Raw genomic sequence first — 14,442 nt, 5'->3', positions numbered from 1 at the left:
GCTTCTTAAAAGCTAGACGAAAACGACGCCCTGCCCGTCTTCACGGAGGTCGCCTGTGCGTAAGCACCCGCAAACCGCCACCAAGCATCTCTTCGTCAGCGGTGGGGTTGCTTCCTCGCTCGGCAAGGGGTTGACCGCGAGTAGCCTTGGCCAGCTACTGACCGCTCGCGGACTGCATGTGACGATGCAAAAGCTCGACCCGTATCTCAATGTGGACCCGGGCACGATGAACCCGTTCCAGCACGGCGAGGTCTTCGTCACCGAGGACGGAGCCGAGACCGACCTCGACGTCGGCCACTATGAGCGGTTCCTCGATCGCAACCTGTCCGGATCGGCGAATGTCACTACCGGGCAAGTGTATTCAACCGTCATCGCCAAGGAGCGGCGCGGCGAATACCTCGGCGACACCGTCCAGGTGATCCCGCACATCACCGACGAGATCAAACGGCGCATCCTGGCGATGGCCGAACCCGACGACAACGGGCGCCGCCCGGATGTCGTCATCACCGAGATCGGCGGCACGGTCGGCGACATCGAATCGCAGCCCTTCCTCGAGGCGGCCCGTCAGGTCCGCCATGACGTCGGCCGCGAGAACGTCTTCTTCCTACACGTGTCGCTGGTGCCCTACCTGGCGCCGTCCGGCGAACTCAAGACCAAGCCGACGCAGCACTCGGTGGCCGCGCTGCGCAGCATCGGTATCACCCCGGACGCGCTGATCCTGCGCAGCGACCGTCCCGTTCCCGAACCGCTGAAGAACAAGATCGCGCTGATGTGTGACGTCGACATCGACGGCGTCATCTCCACCCCCGACGCGCCATCGATCTACGACATCCCCAAGGTGCTGCACCGCGAGGAGCTCGACGCCTACGTGGTGCGCCGGCTCAACCTGCCGTTCCGCGACGTCGACTGGACCGAATGGGACGACCTGCTCCGCCGGGTGCACGAGCCGCATGAAACCGTCCGAATTGCCTTGGTGGGCAAGTACGTTGACCTCTCCGATGCGTACCTCTCGGTGGCCGAGGCGTTGCGGGCCGGCGGCTTCAAACATCACGCCAAGGTCGAGATGGTCTGGGTGCCCTCCGACGACTGCGAGAGCGCCGCGGGGGCGGCCTCCGCGCTGGCCGATGTGCACGGCGTGCTGATCCCCGGCGGATTCGGCATCCGCGGCATCGAGGGCAAGATCGGCGCCATCCGGCATGCGCGGGCGCGCGGTTTGCCGGTTTTCGGGCTGTGCCTCGGGTTGCAGTGCATCGTGATCGAAGCCGCCCGCTCGGTCGGCCTGACCGAGGCCAACTCGGCCGAATTCGAACCGTCCACACCGGATCCCGTGATTTCGACGATGGCCGATCAGGAGCACATCGTGGCGGGCGAAGCCGACCTCGGCGGCACCATGCGCTTGGGGGCATACCCCGCGGTGCTCGAGGCGGATTCGATTGTGGCGCAGGCATATGGGTCTACCCACGTGTCCGAGCGGCACCGGCACCGCTACGAGGTGAACAATGCCTACCGCGACAAGATCGCCGAAAGCGGTCTGCGATTCTCCGGCACCTCGCCCGACGGCCACCTGGTGGAGTTCGTCGAATACCCGTCGGACATTCACCCGTTCGTCGTCGGCACTCAGGCCCATCCCGAACTGAAGAGCCGGCCCACCCGGCCGCACCCGCTGTTCGTCGCATTCGTCGGCGCGGCCATCGACTACAAAGAAGGTGAGCTGCTTCCGGTGGAGATCCCCGAGCACACGTCCAACGGCAACCAGCATCGAGACAGCGCCGAGCGGTCGATACCCGAACCCGCCACCCGTGGCTGACCACGTCTTCGAGACGGCGTCGAGCGAAACGCTCTACACCGGAAAGATTTTCACGCTGCGCCGCGACGAGGTGCGGATGCCCGGCGGCAACACCGCGGCGCGCGAGGTCGTGGAGCACTACGGCGCCGTCGCCGTCGTGCCGATGCGCGACGACCACAGCATCGCGATGGTGTATCAGTACCGGCACACCTTCGGCCGGCGCCTGTGGGAGCTGCCGGCGGGCCTGCTCGACGCCGAGGGTGAAGCACCGCACCTCACCGCCGCACGCGAACTCGAGGAGGAAGTCGGTCTGCACGCCGACTCCTGGCACGTTCTCGTCGACATCGACACCGCGCCCGGATACAGCGACGAATCGGTGCGGGTCTTCCTGGCCACCGGCCTCAGCGAAATCGGCCGTCCCGAAGCGCACGACGAAGAAGCCGACATGCAGATGCGCTGGGTCCCGATCGACGAGGCGCTGCGGCTGGTCTTCAGCGGTGAGATCGTCAATTCCATTGCCGTGGCCGGGATTCTGGCCGCACACGCCGTGACGACCGGGCTGGCCCAGCCGCGTGGGGTGGACGTCCCGTGGCCGGACAAGCCCACGACATTCGCCGCCCGAAAAGCGGCCGCGCAATGACGACCGCGCTGATGCTCGAGTCGCAAATGCAGGGCTACCTCGACCACCTGACGATCGAGCGGGGAGTAGCGGCCAATACGCTCAGCTCTTACCGGCGCGACCTGCGCCGCTATTCAAAGCACTTGGAAGACCGTGGAATTCACGATCTGGCCAAGGTCGGTGAGGACGACGTCAGCGAATTCCTGGTCGCACTGCGCCGCGGTGACCCCGATTCCGGGGCGGTGGGCTTGTCGGCGGTGTCGGCCGCGCGGGCATTGATCGCGGTGCGCGGATTGCATCGCTTCGCCGCCGCCGAGGGGCTGGCCGAACTGGACGTGGCGCGCGCGGTGCGACCCCCGACCCCGGGCCGTCGGCTGCCCAAAAGCCTGACCATCGACGAGGTGCTGGCGCTGCTGGAAGGCGCGGGCGGGGAGAGCCCGTCCGACGGTCCGCTCACGCTGCGCAACCGGGCGCTGCTGGAGCTGTTGTACTCCACCGGATCACGCATCTCCGAAGCCGTCGGACTCGACGTCGACGACATCGACACCCAGGCCAGATCGGTGCTGTTGCACGGTAAGGGCGGTAAGCAGCGGCTGGTGCCGATCGGGCGGCCCGCCGTGCAGGCGCTGGATGCTTACCTGGTGCGTGGCCGCTCGGAGCTGGCCCGCCGGGGCCGCGGCACGGCCGCGATATTCCTCAACGCCCGCGGCGGACGGCTGTCGCGGCAAAGCGCCTGGCAGGTGTTGCAGGACGCCGCCGAGCGCGCCGGGATCACCTCGGGGGTGTCGCCGCACATGCTGCGGCACTCGTTCGCCACGCATCTGCTGGAGGGCGGGGCCGACGTGCGCGTCGTGCAGGAGCTGCTCGGCCACGCCTCGGTGACGACCACGCAGATCTACACGTTGGTCACCGTGCACGCGCTGCGCGAAGTGTGGGCCGGAGCCCACCCGCGCGCGACGTAATCGTCATTTCAGCGCAGGTACTCGGACTCCAGCACCAGGTCGGACACCATCGACTGGTATTCCAGGTGGGCCTTGTGCTCGACGGTGTTCCACAACTTGCCCTGCTGCTGCCGCATGTACTCGCGATACTTCGGTGCGCCGGGCACCCGGACGTTGTCGGCGACCGCGATCGAGCCCTTATGCAGCCAGCCCCGGTCCATGATGCTCAGCAGATCAGCAAGGTAGGCGTTCTTGTCGTGGTCGAGGAACAGGAAATCGAGTGCGCCAGAAGCGAATCCGTGCTCACCGGCAAGTGCGTCGAGCGTGCGCCCGCCGTCACCGATGGTGCCGACGACGCACGTCACCCGATCGGCGACACCGGCGTGCGCCCAGATCCGCCGGGCGTTGGCGGCGTTAGCCTCGGCGAGCTCGACGGAAAACACTCTGGCGTTCGGCGCGGCCCGGGCGATTCGCAGCGCGCCGTAGCCGCAGTAGGTGCCCAACTCCAGCGCGAGCGCGGGGCTGGCCCGGCGCACGGCCGCGTCGAGCAGCAGGCCCTTCTCGTCGCCGACATTGATCAGCATCGACTTCTCGTAGGCGAATTTGTCGATGGTGGCCAGCACGTCGTCGATATCGCCGGCGCGGGCGTTGGCGACGACGTAGTCGACCGCGGCCGCCTCGCGTCCGTCGCCGATCTGGCCCGTCGTCGTGATGTTGCGAGCTCCGGCGGCCATCCGCCATACCGACCACCGCAGCAGCGGTATCCGTCGTTTGAGGTCCATAGTGCCCACCATAGGCATGGTGACCCAGCGGTGGTGGTCAACAGTTGCGTCCCCGCGGTCCCGGCTATACCGTCCGGCCATCGATGGCGGTCGGCAGAGGAGCCAGATGAACGGTTATCGCGAGCTTCACCAGTTCAGCCTCGACGAGCCGAGGGCATTCTGGGCGCAGGCCGCGCAGGCGGTGACATGGACCCAAGCGCCGCGCCAGATCCTCGACGACAGCCGACCGCCTTTTTATCGCTGGTTTCCCGACGCGGAACTCAACACCTGCGTCAACGCACTCGACCGACACGTCGATGCCGGCCGCGGCGGCACGCCGGCGCTGATTTACGACTCACCCGTGACAGCGACGAAGCGCTCCCTCTCCTATGCCGAATTACTCGATCTCACAGCGCGTTTCGCTGGCGTGCTGCGCAACTTGGGGGTGACCAAAGGCGACCGCGTGGTCATCTACATGCCGATGATCCCGGAAACGGTGGTCGCTATGCTGGCGTGCGCCCGAATCGGTGCGGTGCATTCCGTGGTGTTCGGTGGATTCGCCGCCCACGAGTTGGCCACTCGCATCGATGACGCTCGTCCTGTCGTGATCGTCTCGGCGTCGTGCGGCATCGAACCGACCCGGCTCGTCGAGTACAAGCCCATGCTCGACGCCGCGATCGCCGCCAGCGCGCATCCGCCGCAGCACTGCGTGATCGTGCAGCGCGACCGGCTGCGCTGCAGCATCGTCGACGGACGTGACAAAGACTGGCAGGACCTGATGCGCACCGCCGAGCCGGTGCTGGCAGTCGCGGTGGCCGCAACGGATCCGCTGTACATCCTTTACACCTCGGGTACGACCGGCAGGCCCAAAGGTGTGGTGCGGGACAACGGTGGTCACGCGGTCGCGCTGCTGTGGAGCATGCGCCACATTTACGACGTCAACCCCGGCGACGTCTTCTGGGCGGCGTCGGACGTCGGCTGGGTGGTCGGGCACTCCTACATCGTGTACGGACCACTGTTCGCGGGCGCCACCACGGTGCTCTACGAGGGAAAGCCGGTGGGCACGCCCGACCCGGGTGCTTTCTGGCGTGTGATCACCGAGCATGAGGTGAAGGTTTTCTTCACCGCGCCGACCGCGATGCGCGCGATCCGCAGGGACGATCCCGACGGCACCTGGCTGCAGCTCTATGACCGCGCGCATCTGGAATCGGTGTTCCTCGCCGGTGAGCGGCTCGACCCCGACACTTACTCATGGGTGTCCGACAAAGTCGGCGTTCGAGTTATCGACCACTGGTGGCAGACCGAGACTGGTTGGGCGATCGCAGCCAATCCGATTGGCGCACAACCATTGCCGATCAAACCTGGTTCGCCGGGCGTGCCGATGCCGGGTTACGAAGTCGCGATCCTCAATCCCGACGGGGCGGCCTGCTCGCCTGGTGAGGAGGGCGCCATATGCCTGGGTCTGCCGCTGCCGCCCGGTACCTTCCCGACGCTTTGGGAGGATGACGCGCGCTACGAAGCCTCGTACTTGTGCGAGCATCCCGGCTATTACCTGACCGGCGACGGCGGATATGTCGACCAGGACGGTTATCTGTTCGTCATGGGCCGCATCGACGATGTCATCAACGTGGCCGGTCACCGACTTTCCACCGGCGCAATAGAAGCGGTGCTGGCGTCACACCCCGCCGTGGCCGAAGTGGCGGTTATCGCCGTCGCCGACGACATCAAGGGCCAGATCCCGCCCGGGTTCGTCGTCCTGCAGGCCGGGGCGGCGGGGGACGGGCTCGCCGACGAGCTGGTGGCGCTGGTTCGCGACGAGATCGGGGCGCTGGCGTGTCTGAAGCGGGTCGACATCGTTTCGGCGTTGCCGAAGACGCGCTCCGGCAAGATTCTCCGCAAGGCGATGCGCCGCATCGCGCACGGCCACGACGATGAGATGCCGTCCACCATCGAGGACCCCGAGGTGCTGCATGCTCTGCGGCCCGTGTTGACACTGGAGCCAGGTGCGCGGGAGTCGCTGGAACCGGCGTGACCACCCGGACCGGCCGCCGGTGATGCGCATCGCACTTCGACTGGTGCTCGTGTGACTGGTGTTAAGCATGCGAATTCAACGGTGCCGCGCCCGCGATATCCGCGCATATTCGCTGGTAAAACACCCTGCGGGTCGCCGGGTTTACCGGGGCCTACCCGTTAGACTTTCCGACGATGTTCACCTTCGCAACACCCCGGGCATGACCGACCAGCCTGACGGCGGCGTCGAGCTTGGCCTCACTGGGCGCCCGCCGCGGGCGATCCCGGAACCGCAGCCGCGCACCTCGCACGGCCCGGCCAAGGTGATTGCGATGTGCAACCAGAAGGGTGGCGTCGGGAAAACCACGTCGACGATCAACCTGGGCGCCGCGCTCGCGGAGTATGGCCGCCGGGTGTTGCTGGTGGACATGGATCCGCAGGGCGCGCTGTCCGCGGGCCTCGGTGTCCCGCATTACGAGCTGGAAAAGACCATTCACAACGTGCTGGTCGAGCCGCGGGTGTCGATCGAAGACGTGCTGCTGTCCACCCGGGTCAAGTACCTGGACCTGGTGCCCAGCAACATCGACCTGTCGGCCGCCGAGATTCAGCTGGTCAACGAGGTGGGTCGGGAGCAGACACTGGGCCGGGCGCTGCATCCGGTGCTGGACCGCTACGACTATGTCCTGATCGACTGCCAGCCGTCGCTGGGCCTGCTCACCGTCAACGCGCTGGCCTGCTCCGACGGCGTCGTCATTCCGACCGAATGCGAGTACTTCTCGCTGCGCGGCCTGGCGCTGCTCACCGATACCGTGGACAAGGTGCGCGACCGGCTCAACCCGAAGCTCGAGATCAGCGGCATCCTGCTGACCCGCTACGACCCGCGCACGGTCAACGCCCGCGAGGTGATGGCCCGTGTCGTCGAGCGCTTCGGTGATCTGGTGTTCGACACCGTGATCACCCGGACCGTGCGTTTCCCGGAGACCAGTGTGGCGGGCGAACCGATCACCACCTGGGCGCCGAAGTCGGCGGGCGCGATCGCATATCGCGCATTGGCCCGCGAGTTCATTGACCGATTCGGCGCGTGAACGACACAGCCAATGGTGAGGCGGCAGCGCAGAACGGCTCCTCCACCGGTTTCCAAGTCCGCCTCACCAACTTCGAGGGACCGTTCGATCTGCTGCTGCAGCTGATCTTCGCGCATCGTCTCGACGTGACCGAGGTGGCGCTGCATCAGGTCACCGACGACTTCATTGCCTACACCCGCGAGATCGGTGCCCAGCTGGACCTGGAGGAGACCACCGCGTTCCTCGTGGTCGCCGCGACCCTGCTGGATCTCAAGGCCGCGCGGCTGCTGCCGGCCGGGCAGATCGACGACGAGGAAGACCTCGCCCTGCTCGAGGTGCGCGACCTGCTGTTCGCCCGGTTGCTGCAGTACCGCGCGTTCAAGCACGTCGCGGAGATGTTCGCCGAGCTGGAAGCCACCGCGCTGCGCAGCTACCCGCGCGCGGTGTCGCTGGAGGACCGGTTCACCGAACTGCTGCCGGAAGTGATGATCGGGGTCGACGCCGAGCGTTTCGCCCAGATCGCCGCGGTCGCGTTCAGCCCGCGGCCGGCGCCGACGGTCGCGATCGGCCACCTGCACGAGGTCAAGGTCTCGGTGCCCGAGCAGGCCCAGAAACTACTGTCGATGCTCGAAGCCCGGGGCGCTGACCAATGGGCGACGTTCTCCGAGTTGGTCGCCGACTGTGAGGTGCCGATCGAGGTGGTCGGACGCTTCCTGGCGCTGCTCGAGCTGTATCGGTCCCGGGCGGTAGCATTCGAGCAGTCGGAGCCGCTTGGCGTGCTCCAGATTTCGTGGACCGGGGAGCGCCCGACCACCGAAATACGGGACGAATAACTATGACTGAAAACTTGCCCGACCTCGATCTCGGCCCGGGTATCGAAGGCATCCCCGACATCGCCGAAGCAGCGCCGCTGGACGACGAGGAGCTGCGCGGCGTGCTGGAGGCACTGTTGCTGGTGGTGGACACCCCGGTAGCCGAGGAGGCGCTGGGCGCCGCCACCGGGCAACCCGTCTATCGGATAGCCGCGAAGCTGCAGCTCATGGCCGAGGAGCTCGCACACCGCGACAGCGGCATCGATCTGCGTAAGACCGGCGAGGGGTGGCGGATGTACACCCGCGCCAAGTACGCGCCCTACGTCGAGAAGCTGCTGCTGGACGGCGCGCGCTCGAAGCTCACCCGGGCCGCGCTGGAGACCCTGGCCGTCGTGGCCTACCGCCAGCCTGTGACGCGTGCGCGGGTCAGCGCGGTGCGCGGTGTCAACGTCGACGCCGTCATCCGAACCCTGTTGGCGCGCGGCCTGATCACCGAAGCCGGCGTTGACGAGGACAGCGGCGCGGCCACCTTCGCGACCACCGAGCTGTTCCTGGAGCGCCTCGGGCTGGAGTCGCTGACCGACCTGCCCGATATCGCACCGCTGCTTCCCGACGTCGACACGATCGAGGACTTGAGCGAATCCCTGGACAGCGAGCCACGTTTCATCAAACTGTCGGGTGGTCAGACGCCCGAACAATCGCTGTCGTTCGACGTGGACCAGGATTGATGGCCGAAGACCAGGGGATCCGGCTGCAAAAAGTGTTGTCCCAGGCCGGAATTGCGTCGCGCCGGGCCGCCGAGAAGTTGATCATCGACGGCCGCGTCGAAGTGGACGGGCAGGTGGTGACCGAGCTGGGCACCCGCGTCGATCCCGATGCCTCGGTGATCCGCGTGGACGGTGCGAGGATCGCCCTGGACGAATCGCAGGTGTATCTGGCGCTGAACAAGCCGCGCGGGATGCACTCGACGATGTCCGACGATCGTGGCCGGCCGTGCATCGGTGACCTGGTCGAGCGGCGAGTGCGCGGCAACAAGAAGCTCTTTCACGTGGGACGGCTGGACGCCGACACCGAGGGCCTGATCCTGCTGACCAACGACGGCGAGCTGGCGCACCGATTGATGCACCCTTCCCATGAAGTCCCGAAGACGTATCTGGCGACCGTCGCCGGAACGGTACCGCGCGGGCTGGGCAAGCAATTGCGGGCCGGTATCGAGTTGGAGGACGGCCCGGCGCGTGTCGATGACTTCGCGGTGGTGGACGCCATTCCGGGAAAGACATTGGTGCGCTTGACCTTGCACGAAGGGCGGAATCGGATTGTGCGCCGGATGCTGGCGGCGGTGGGTTTCCCGGTGGAGGCGCTGGTACGCACCGAGATCGGTGGGATCGCGCTCGGCAAGCAGCGCCCGGGCAGCATCCGGGCATTGAGCCAGAGCGAGATCGGCCAACTGTATAAAGCGGTGGGGCTGTGAGCGGAACGAACGCAGTGAGCGACGGGAGTGAAGCGAACCATCGATCTGTGACGGGCGGCTTCGTGGTGGCGATCGACGGCCCGGCCGGAACCGGAAAGTCCTCGGTCTCAAAGGGATTGGCGGAAGCGCTGAAGGCGCGTTACCTGGACACCGGCGGGATGTACCGGATGGTGACGCTGGCCGTGTTGCGCGCCGGGATCGACCCGGCTGACGCCGACGCGGTTGCACGGGCCGCAGAGACGGTGCGAATGTCAGTCGACTACCACCCCGAGGGCGATCGTTATTTCCTTGACGGAGAGGATGTCTCGGCCGAGATCCGTGGTGACCTGGTGACCGGTGCGGTGTCGGCCGTGTCGTCGGTTGCCGCCGTTCGGGCCCGGCTGGTCGCCCTGCAGCGCGAAATGGCCCAGGGGCCGGGCAATGTCGTCGTCGAGGGGCGCGACATCGGGACGGTGGTGTTGCCGGACGCGCCGGTGAAGATCTTTTTGACCGCATCGGCCGAGACCCGCGCCCGTCGGCGCAATGACCAGAACGTCGCCGCGGGTTTGGCCGACGATTACGACGGGGTCCTGGCCGATGTGCGCCGCCGGGATCATTTGGACTCTACCCGCGCGCTGTCGCCGTTGCGACCGGCGGCGGACGCGGTGATCGTCGACACCAGCGACATGACCGAAGCGCAAGTGATCGATCATCTGCTGGAGTTGGTCAAACAGCGAAGCGAGGCAGTGCGGTGAGCCAGGACGGCACGTGGTCCGACGAAAGTGATTGGGAAGTCGTCGATTCCGATTCGGGAGACTTCGACGAGCCCGGTCCCGCGCCGGTGGTGGCCATCGTCGGGCGGCCCAACGTCGGCAAGTCGACGTTGGTCAACCGGATCCTGGGCCGGCGCGAAGCGGTGGTGCAGGACATTCCCGGCGTGACCCGCGATCGGGTCTCCTATGACGCGTTGTGGACCGGTCGCCGGTTCGTCGTGCAGGACACCGGCGGGTGGGAGCCCGACGCCAAGGGCCTGCAGCAACTGGTGGCCGAACAGGCGTCGGTGGCGATGCGTACCGCCGATGCGATCATCCTGGTGGTCGACGCCACGGTCGGGGCCACCAGCGCCGACGAGGCCGCCGCCCGAATCCTGCAGCGGTCCGGCAAGCCGGTTTTCCTGGCCGCCAACAAGGTTGACAGCGAGAAGGTCGAATCCGACGCGGCCGCATTGTGGTCGCTGGGTCTCGGCGAGCCGCACGCGGTCAGCGCAATCCACGGCCGTGGTGTGGCCGATCTGCTCGACGAGGTGCTGGCGAAGCTGCCCCAGGTCTCCGAGGCGGCACCCGCGCCCGGCGGCCCGCGGCGGGTGGCGCTGGTCGGCAAGCCCAATGTCGGCAAGAGCTCGCTGCTGAACAAGCTGGCCGGCGACGAGCGCTCGGTCGTGCACGATGTCGCGGGCACCACGGTCGATCCGGTGGACTCACTGATCGAATTGGGCGGCAAGCTCTGGCGTTTCGTCGACACCGCGGGGTTGCGTCGCAAGGTTGGTCAGGCCAGTGGGCACGAGTTCTACGCGTCGGTGCGCACTCACTCGGCCATCGATTCCGCCGAGGTGGTGCTCGTGCTGATCGATGCGTCGCAGCCGCTGACCGAGCAGGACCAGCGCGTGCTGAGCATGGTGATCGAGGCCGGCCGGGCGCTGGTGCTGGCCTTCAACAAATGGGATCTGGTCGACGAGGATCGCCGCGAGCTGCTGGACCGCGAGATCGACCGTGAGCTGGCGCAGCTGCAGTGGGCGGAGCGGGTCAACATCTCCGCCAAGACGGGACGGGCCGTGCAGAAGCTGGTGCCGGCGATGGAGACCGCGCTGGCGTCGTGGGACGCCCGGATCGCGACCGGGCCGCTGAACACCTGGCTCAAGGAAGTCGTCGCGGCCACGCCGCCGCCGGTGCGCGGCGGCAAGCAGCCCCGCATCCTGTTCGCCACCCAGGCCGCCGCCCGGCCGCCGACGTTCGTCCTGTTCACCACGGGTTTTCTGGAAGCCGGCTACCGGCGCTTTCTGGAGCGGCGGCTGCGTGAGGCGTTCGGGTTCGCCGGCAGCCCGATCCGCATCAATGTGCGGGTCCGCGAAAAGCGATCCGCCAAGCGCCGCTGACTTTCCTCTTCGTCGGGTGTGCGTCCAGGGCGCACTCAGCGAGCCGCAGCGAGAAGCTCGGCCGTCGCCTCCCAGAGCCGTGCCTCGCGAAGCGGATCAATCGCAATCGGCTTCACCTCTCGCTCTTCGTCTTTCAGGACGAAGGCGCCGTCGCGCAGATGCGCCCAGCGCTGATCGAGGACGATCGACGCGAGCAAGGGCCCGGAGCGCACCGGTGACGAGACACCGGGAATTTTCTCCAGCAGACGCCCGATTCGTTGCAGGGCGGGACCGTTCGCTCTGCTCAGACCGGTGCCCGGCATGAATCCCGGTTCGAAGACGATCACGTTGACGCCATGGGGGGCGCGGCGCTGCAATTCGTGTGCGTAGTACATCAGCGCCAGCTTGGAATCGGAGTAGGCGGTCCAGGACAGCTCGGACGTCGCCGGCGCGCTCCTGGCGGTGGGCTGGGCCAGCTCGATCGGATCACGCCAACGCGCCGGGGGCACGTGGAGGATCCGGCGAAAGATGTTCTGGTGGTAGGTGTTCGAGCCCAGGAGCACGACGCGGGCTGGAGCCGTCAATGAGCCGAGCAGATCGCCGATCAGTTGCGCGTGCGCGAGGTAATTCACCGCGAAGGTGAGTTCATAGCCATCCGCCGAAGCGGTATGCGTGTCGGCGACGGTGAGGCCCGCGTTGGCGACCAGTGCGTGCAGCGGGCGCACCGCGCCGGCATCCAGCAGCTCCTTGGCCTGCTGACCCGCGGCGCGCACGTCGGCCAACCTAGAGAGGTCGCAACCGATTTCGTACACCGTTGCGCCGGCCGCCCGGGCCTCGTCGGCCACCTCGGCCAAGGCCTGGCCCGGCCTGCCGAGCAGCAGCAGGTCGGGGCGTTGGGATGCAGGCCGATTCGCGAGCGCCAGCGTCGTGGACCTGCCCAGTCCGCCGGTCGGCCCGGTGATCAATACGGTTCCGGAAGCGATCGAAGTCATGGCCCGAGTGTTGGTCGATGTCGCAGTCTTAGGGAGCAGTCTGGCTGTCGTAGGACTGCCAGTGCCACCACAAAACCTTTCCCCGGCTAACCCCTGTCGCGCACAGTAGAGGAGTGCAGACGTGGGAATTCGGCCGCCGGGTGCGCCAGTGGCGCGACCGCGTCACACCCGCGGCCGTGGGTGTGCCCGTCGGCGGGCGCCGTCGCGCCGCGGGGCTGCGTCGCGAAGAGCTTGCCGGGCTTGCCGGAATCTCAGTCGACTACCTGACCAGGTTGGAACAGGGTCGGGCAACCTCGCCCTCGGTCCAGGTCGTCGAGGCACTGGTCCGTGCGTTGCGCGTCTCGGACGCCGAGCGTGATCTGCTGTTCCGGCTGGCGGGGCATGTTGCTCCAGGACGCGACGTCGTCTCGTCGCGCATTTCGCCGAGCGTCCAACGCATGCTCGACCGGTTGGCGAACAATCCGGTGGCCGTCTACGACGCCACCTGGACCCTGCTGATCGCCAACGCACCGTATGACGCGCTGATGGGCCCGACAACCAATTTGCGGGGGCTCGAGCGCAATGGTCTGTGGCGCAACCTGATTGGCCCCGGTACCCGCGCTGTGCAGACGTCTGAAGAGCGTGCCGCATTGCAGGCCGGGCTGGTCGCCGACCTACGTGTGACGGCGTCGCGCTATCCCGCCGATCAACGGTTGAAGCAGTTGATCCGCGAGCTGGCCGCCCAAAGCCCCCGGTTCGTCGAGCTCTGGGACGCGGAATCCCCGGAACTCCATCACGACGTCGGGCGTCGAAAAGTCATCGACCACCCCGACATCGGGCGCATCGTCCTGGACTGCGACACGCTCGTCGTCGCAGGAGATGACCTGCGCATCATGATCTTTACCGCCGAACCCGACACCGAGGACGCCGAGCGCCTCGGTCTGGCCATCGTGCTGGGCATGCAGACATTCGCGGAGTAAGGCACCGTTTCCCGCAATGCAGGCGATGTGAGCTATATCTTGGGAGTTCTGTGTTGACTTTCATCGCGGCGCGTCCCTAATCTCTCGTATAACGGGTGGATAATCCCGTACTGCAGGAGTTGAGGTGAGATGAAAAGCGCGGCGCGGTTCAGCGTGCAGGACAAGTCGATACTCATCACCGGCGCGACCGGCTCCTTAGGCAGCGCGGCGACCCGGGCCCTGGCCGACGCGGGGGCGCGGCTGACGCTGACCGGAGGCAACACCGATCGCCTGGCCGAGCTCGCTGCTGAGACGGGCCGGCACGACCTGGCGGTGGTGATCCGACGCCCGGACACTCCGGCCGACGCGCAGGCCATGGTCGACGCGGCCGTCGCCAAGCATGGCCGGCTCGACGGCGTCCTGGTGGCCTCGGGCATGAACCACGTCGAGCCCATCACCGAGATGGACGTCGACGACTTCGACGCCGTGATGAAGGCCAATGCGCGCGGCGCCTGGCTGGTGTGCCAGGCGGCGGGACGGGTGCTGCTGCGCCAGGGCGGGGGAGGCAGCGTCGTGTTGGTCTCGTCGGTGCGTGGCAGCCTCGGTCATCCGGCCGGCTACAGCGCCTACTGCCCCTCCAAAGCAGCGACCGATCTGCTGGCCAAGTCGTTGGCCGCGGAGTGGGGCCCACAAGGGATTCGGGTAAACGCCTTGGCGCCAACGGTGTTTCGCTCTGAGTTGACCGAGTGGATGTATGCCGACGACGAGAAGGGGCGCCAGACCCGTGAGGCGATGTTCGCCCGAATCCCGTTGCGCCGCTTCGCCGAACCGGAAGACTTCGTCGGCGCGCTGATCTATCTGCTCAGCGACGCGTCGAGCTTCTACACCGGCCAGGTGATGTACCTGGACGGCGGCTACACCGCATGCTGATACGAAAG

The 14,442-nt window shown here is 67.0% G+C and carries 14 protein-coding genes; 12 read left to right on the top strand and 2 right to left on the bottom strand.

The window, feature by feature from the left end:
• Nucleotides 1-55 precede the first annotated feature (55 nt).
• The 3 genes from ACAG21_RS16605 to xerD are packed head-to-tail and all read left to right on the top strand — an operon-like array spanning nucleotide 56 to nucleotide 3,367.
• Nucleotides 56-1,807, top strand: coding sequence for a CTP synthase (locus ACAG21_RS16605; protein WP_370497283.1), 1,752 nt, complete (start codon nucleotides 56-58; stop codon nucleotides 1,805-1,807).
• The gene (locus ACAG21_RS16600) at nucleotides 1,800-2,426 is read left to right on the top strand and encodes an NUDIX domain-containing protein (protein ID WP_370497281.1); all 627 of its coding nucleotides are present in this window, start codon (nucleotides 1,800-1,802) and stop codon (nucleotides 2,424-2,426) included. Before ACAG21_RS16605 ends, ACAG21_RS16600 begins: the two co-directional genes overlap by 8 nt.
• A complete protein-coding gene (gene xerD, locus ACAG21_RS16595; RefSeq protein ID WP_370497279.1) occupies nucleotides 2,423-3,367 on the top strand; it encodes a site-specific tyrosine recombinase XerD in 945 nt (314 codons plus the stop codon). The genes ACAG21_RS16600 and xerD overlap by 4 nt, the downstream gene beginning before the upstream one ends.
• An 8-nt stretch (nucleotides 3,368-3,375) precedes the next feature.
• Here xerD and ACAG21_RS16590 read toward each other — a convergent pair whose 3' ends face one another.
• Nucleotides 3,376-4,128, bottom strand: coding sequence for an O-methyltransferase (locus ACAG21_RS16590; RefSeq protein WP_370497278.1), 753 nt, complete (start codon nucleotides 4,126-4,128; stop codon nucleotides 3,376-3,378).
• Nucleotides 4,129-4,234: 106 nt separating this feature from the next.
• Here ACAG21_RS16590 and ACAG21_RS16585 point away from each other — a divergent pair, with 106 nt between their 5' ends.
• From ACAG21_RS16585 to der, 7 genes are all read left to right on the top strand, one after another.
• Entirely contained in the window at nucleotides 4,235-6,139 is a 1,905-nt protein-coding gene (locus ACAG21_RS16585) for an AMP-binding protein (protein ID WP_370497276.1), read from the top strand.
• Nucleotides 6,140-6,338: 199 nt separating this feature from the next.
• Nucleotides 6,339-7,202: a ParA family protein gene (locus tag ACAG21_RS16580; RefSeq protein ID WP_370497274.1), complete on the top strand. Its 864-nt coding sequence runs from the start codon at nucleotides 6,339-6,341 to the stop codon at nucleotides 7,200-7,202.
• A complete protein-coding gene (locus tag ACAG21_RS16575) occupies nucleotides 7,199-8,014 on the top strand; it encodes a segregation/condensation protein A (protein WP_370497273.1) in 816 nt (271 codons plus the stop codon). The genes ACAG21_RS16580 and ACAG21_RS16575 overlap by 4 nt, the downstream gene beginning before the upstream one ends.
• Nucleotides 8,015-8,016: 2 nt before the next feature.
• Nucleotides 8,017-8,721: an SMC-Scp complex subunit ScpB gene (gene scpB / locus ACAG21_RS16570; protein WP_370497271.1), complete on the top strand. Its 705-nt coding sequence runs from the start codon at nucleotides 8,017-8,019 to the stop codon at nucleotides 8,719-8,721.
• Nucleotides 8,721-9,464, top strand: coding sequence for a pseudouridine synthase (locus ACAG21_RS16565; protein ID WP_370497269.1), 744 nt, complete (start codon nucleotides 8,721-8,723; stop codon nucleotides 9,462-9,464). Before scpB ends, ACAG21_RS16565 begins: the two co-directional genes overlap by 1 nt.
• 47 nt (nucleotides 9,465-9,511) lie before the next feature.
• Nucleotides 9,512-10,198: a (d)CMP kinase gene (cmk, locus tag ACAG21_RS16560; RefSeq protein WP_370497268.1), complete on the top strand. Its 687-nt coding sequence runs from the start codon at nucleotides 9,512-9,514 to the stop codon at nucleotides 10,196-10,198.
• On the top strand, nucleotides 10,195-11,595 hold the full coding sequence (der, locus tag ACAG21_RS16555) for a ribosome biogenesis GTPase Der (protein ID WP_370497267.1): 1,401 nt from the start codon (nucleotides 10,195-10,197) through the stop codon (nucleotides 11,593-11,595). The genes cmk and der overlap by 4 nt, the downstream gene beginning before the upstream one ends.
• Nucleotides 11,596-11,630: 35 nt before the next feature.
• Here der and ACAG21_RS16550 read toward each other — a convergent pair whose 3' ends face one another.
• Nucleotides 11,631-12,566, bottom strand: a complete 936-nt coding sequence (locus ACAG21_RS16550) for an SDR family NAD(P)-dependent oxidoreductase (RefSeq protein ID WP_370497265.1) — start codon at nucleotides 12,564-12,566, stop codon at nucleotides 11,631-11,633.
• Between the two features lie 113 nt (nucleotides 12,567-12,679).
• Between ACAG21_RS16550 and ACAG21_RS16545 the strand changes: the two genes are divergently transcribed.
• Both ACAG21_RS16545 and ACAG21_RS16540 read left to right on the top strand, forming a co-directional pair.
• Nucleotides 12,680-13,525 carry a helix-turn-helix transcriptional regulator gene (locus ACAG21_RS16545; RefSeq protein WP_370497264.1) on the top strand — a complete coding sequence of 282 codons (846 nt, stop codon included), beginning with the start codon at nucleotides 12,680-12,682 and terminating at the stop codon, nucleotides 13,523-13,525.
• 129 nt (nucleotides 13,526-13,654) lie between these two features.
• On the top strand, nucleotides 13,655-14,434 hold the full coding sequence (locus ACAG21_RS16540; RefSeq protein ID WP_370497262.1) for an SDR family NAD(P)-dependent oxidoreductase: 780 nt from the start codon (nucleotides 13,655-13,657) through the stop codon (nucleotides 14,432-14,434).
• Nucleotides 14,435-14,442: the final 8 nt, after the last annotated feature.

The sequence above is a fragment of the Mycobacterium sp. pR1184 genome (genome assembly GCF_041287235.1).
Classification (GTDB): Bacteria; Actinomycetota; Actinomycetes; order Mycobacteriales; family Mycobacteriaceae; genus Mycobacterium.
Note: the sequence above shows the minus strand (reverse complement) of the source record. Positions and strands in the feature narration are given on the sequence as shown.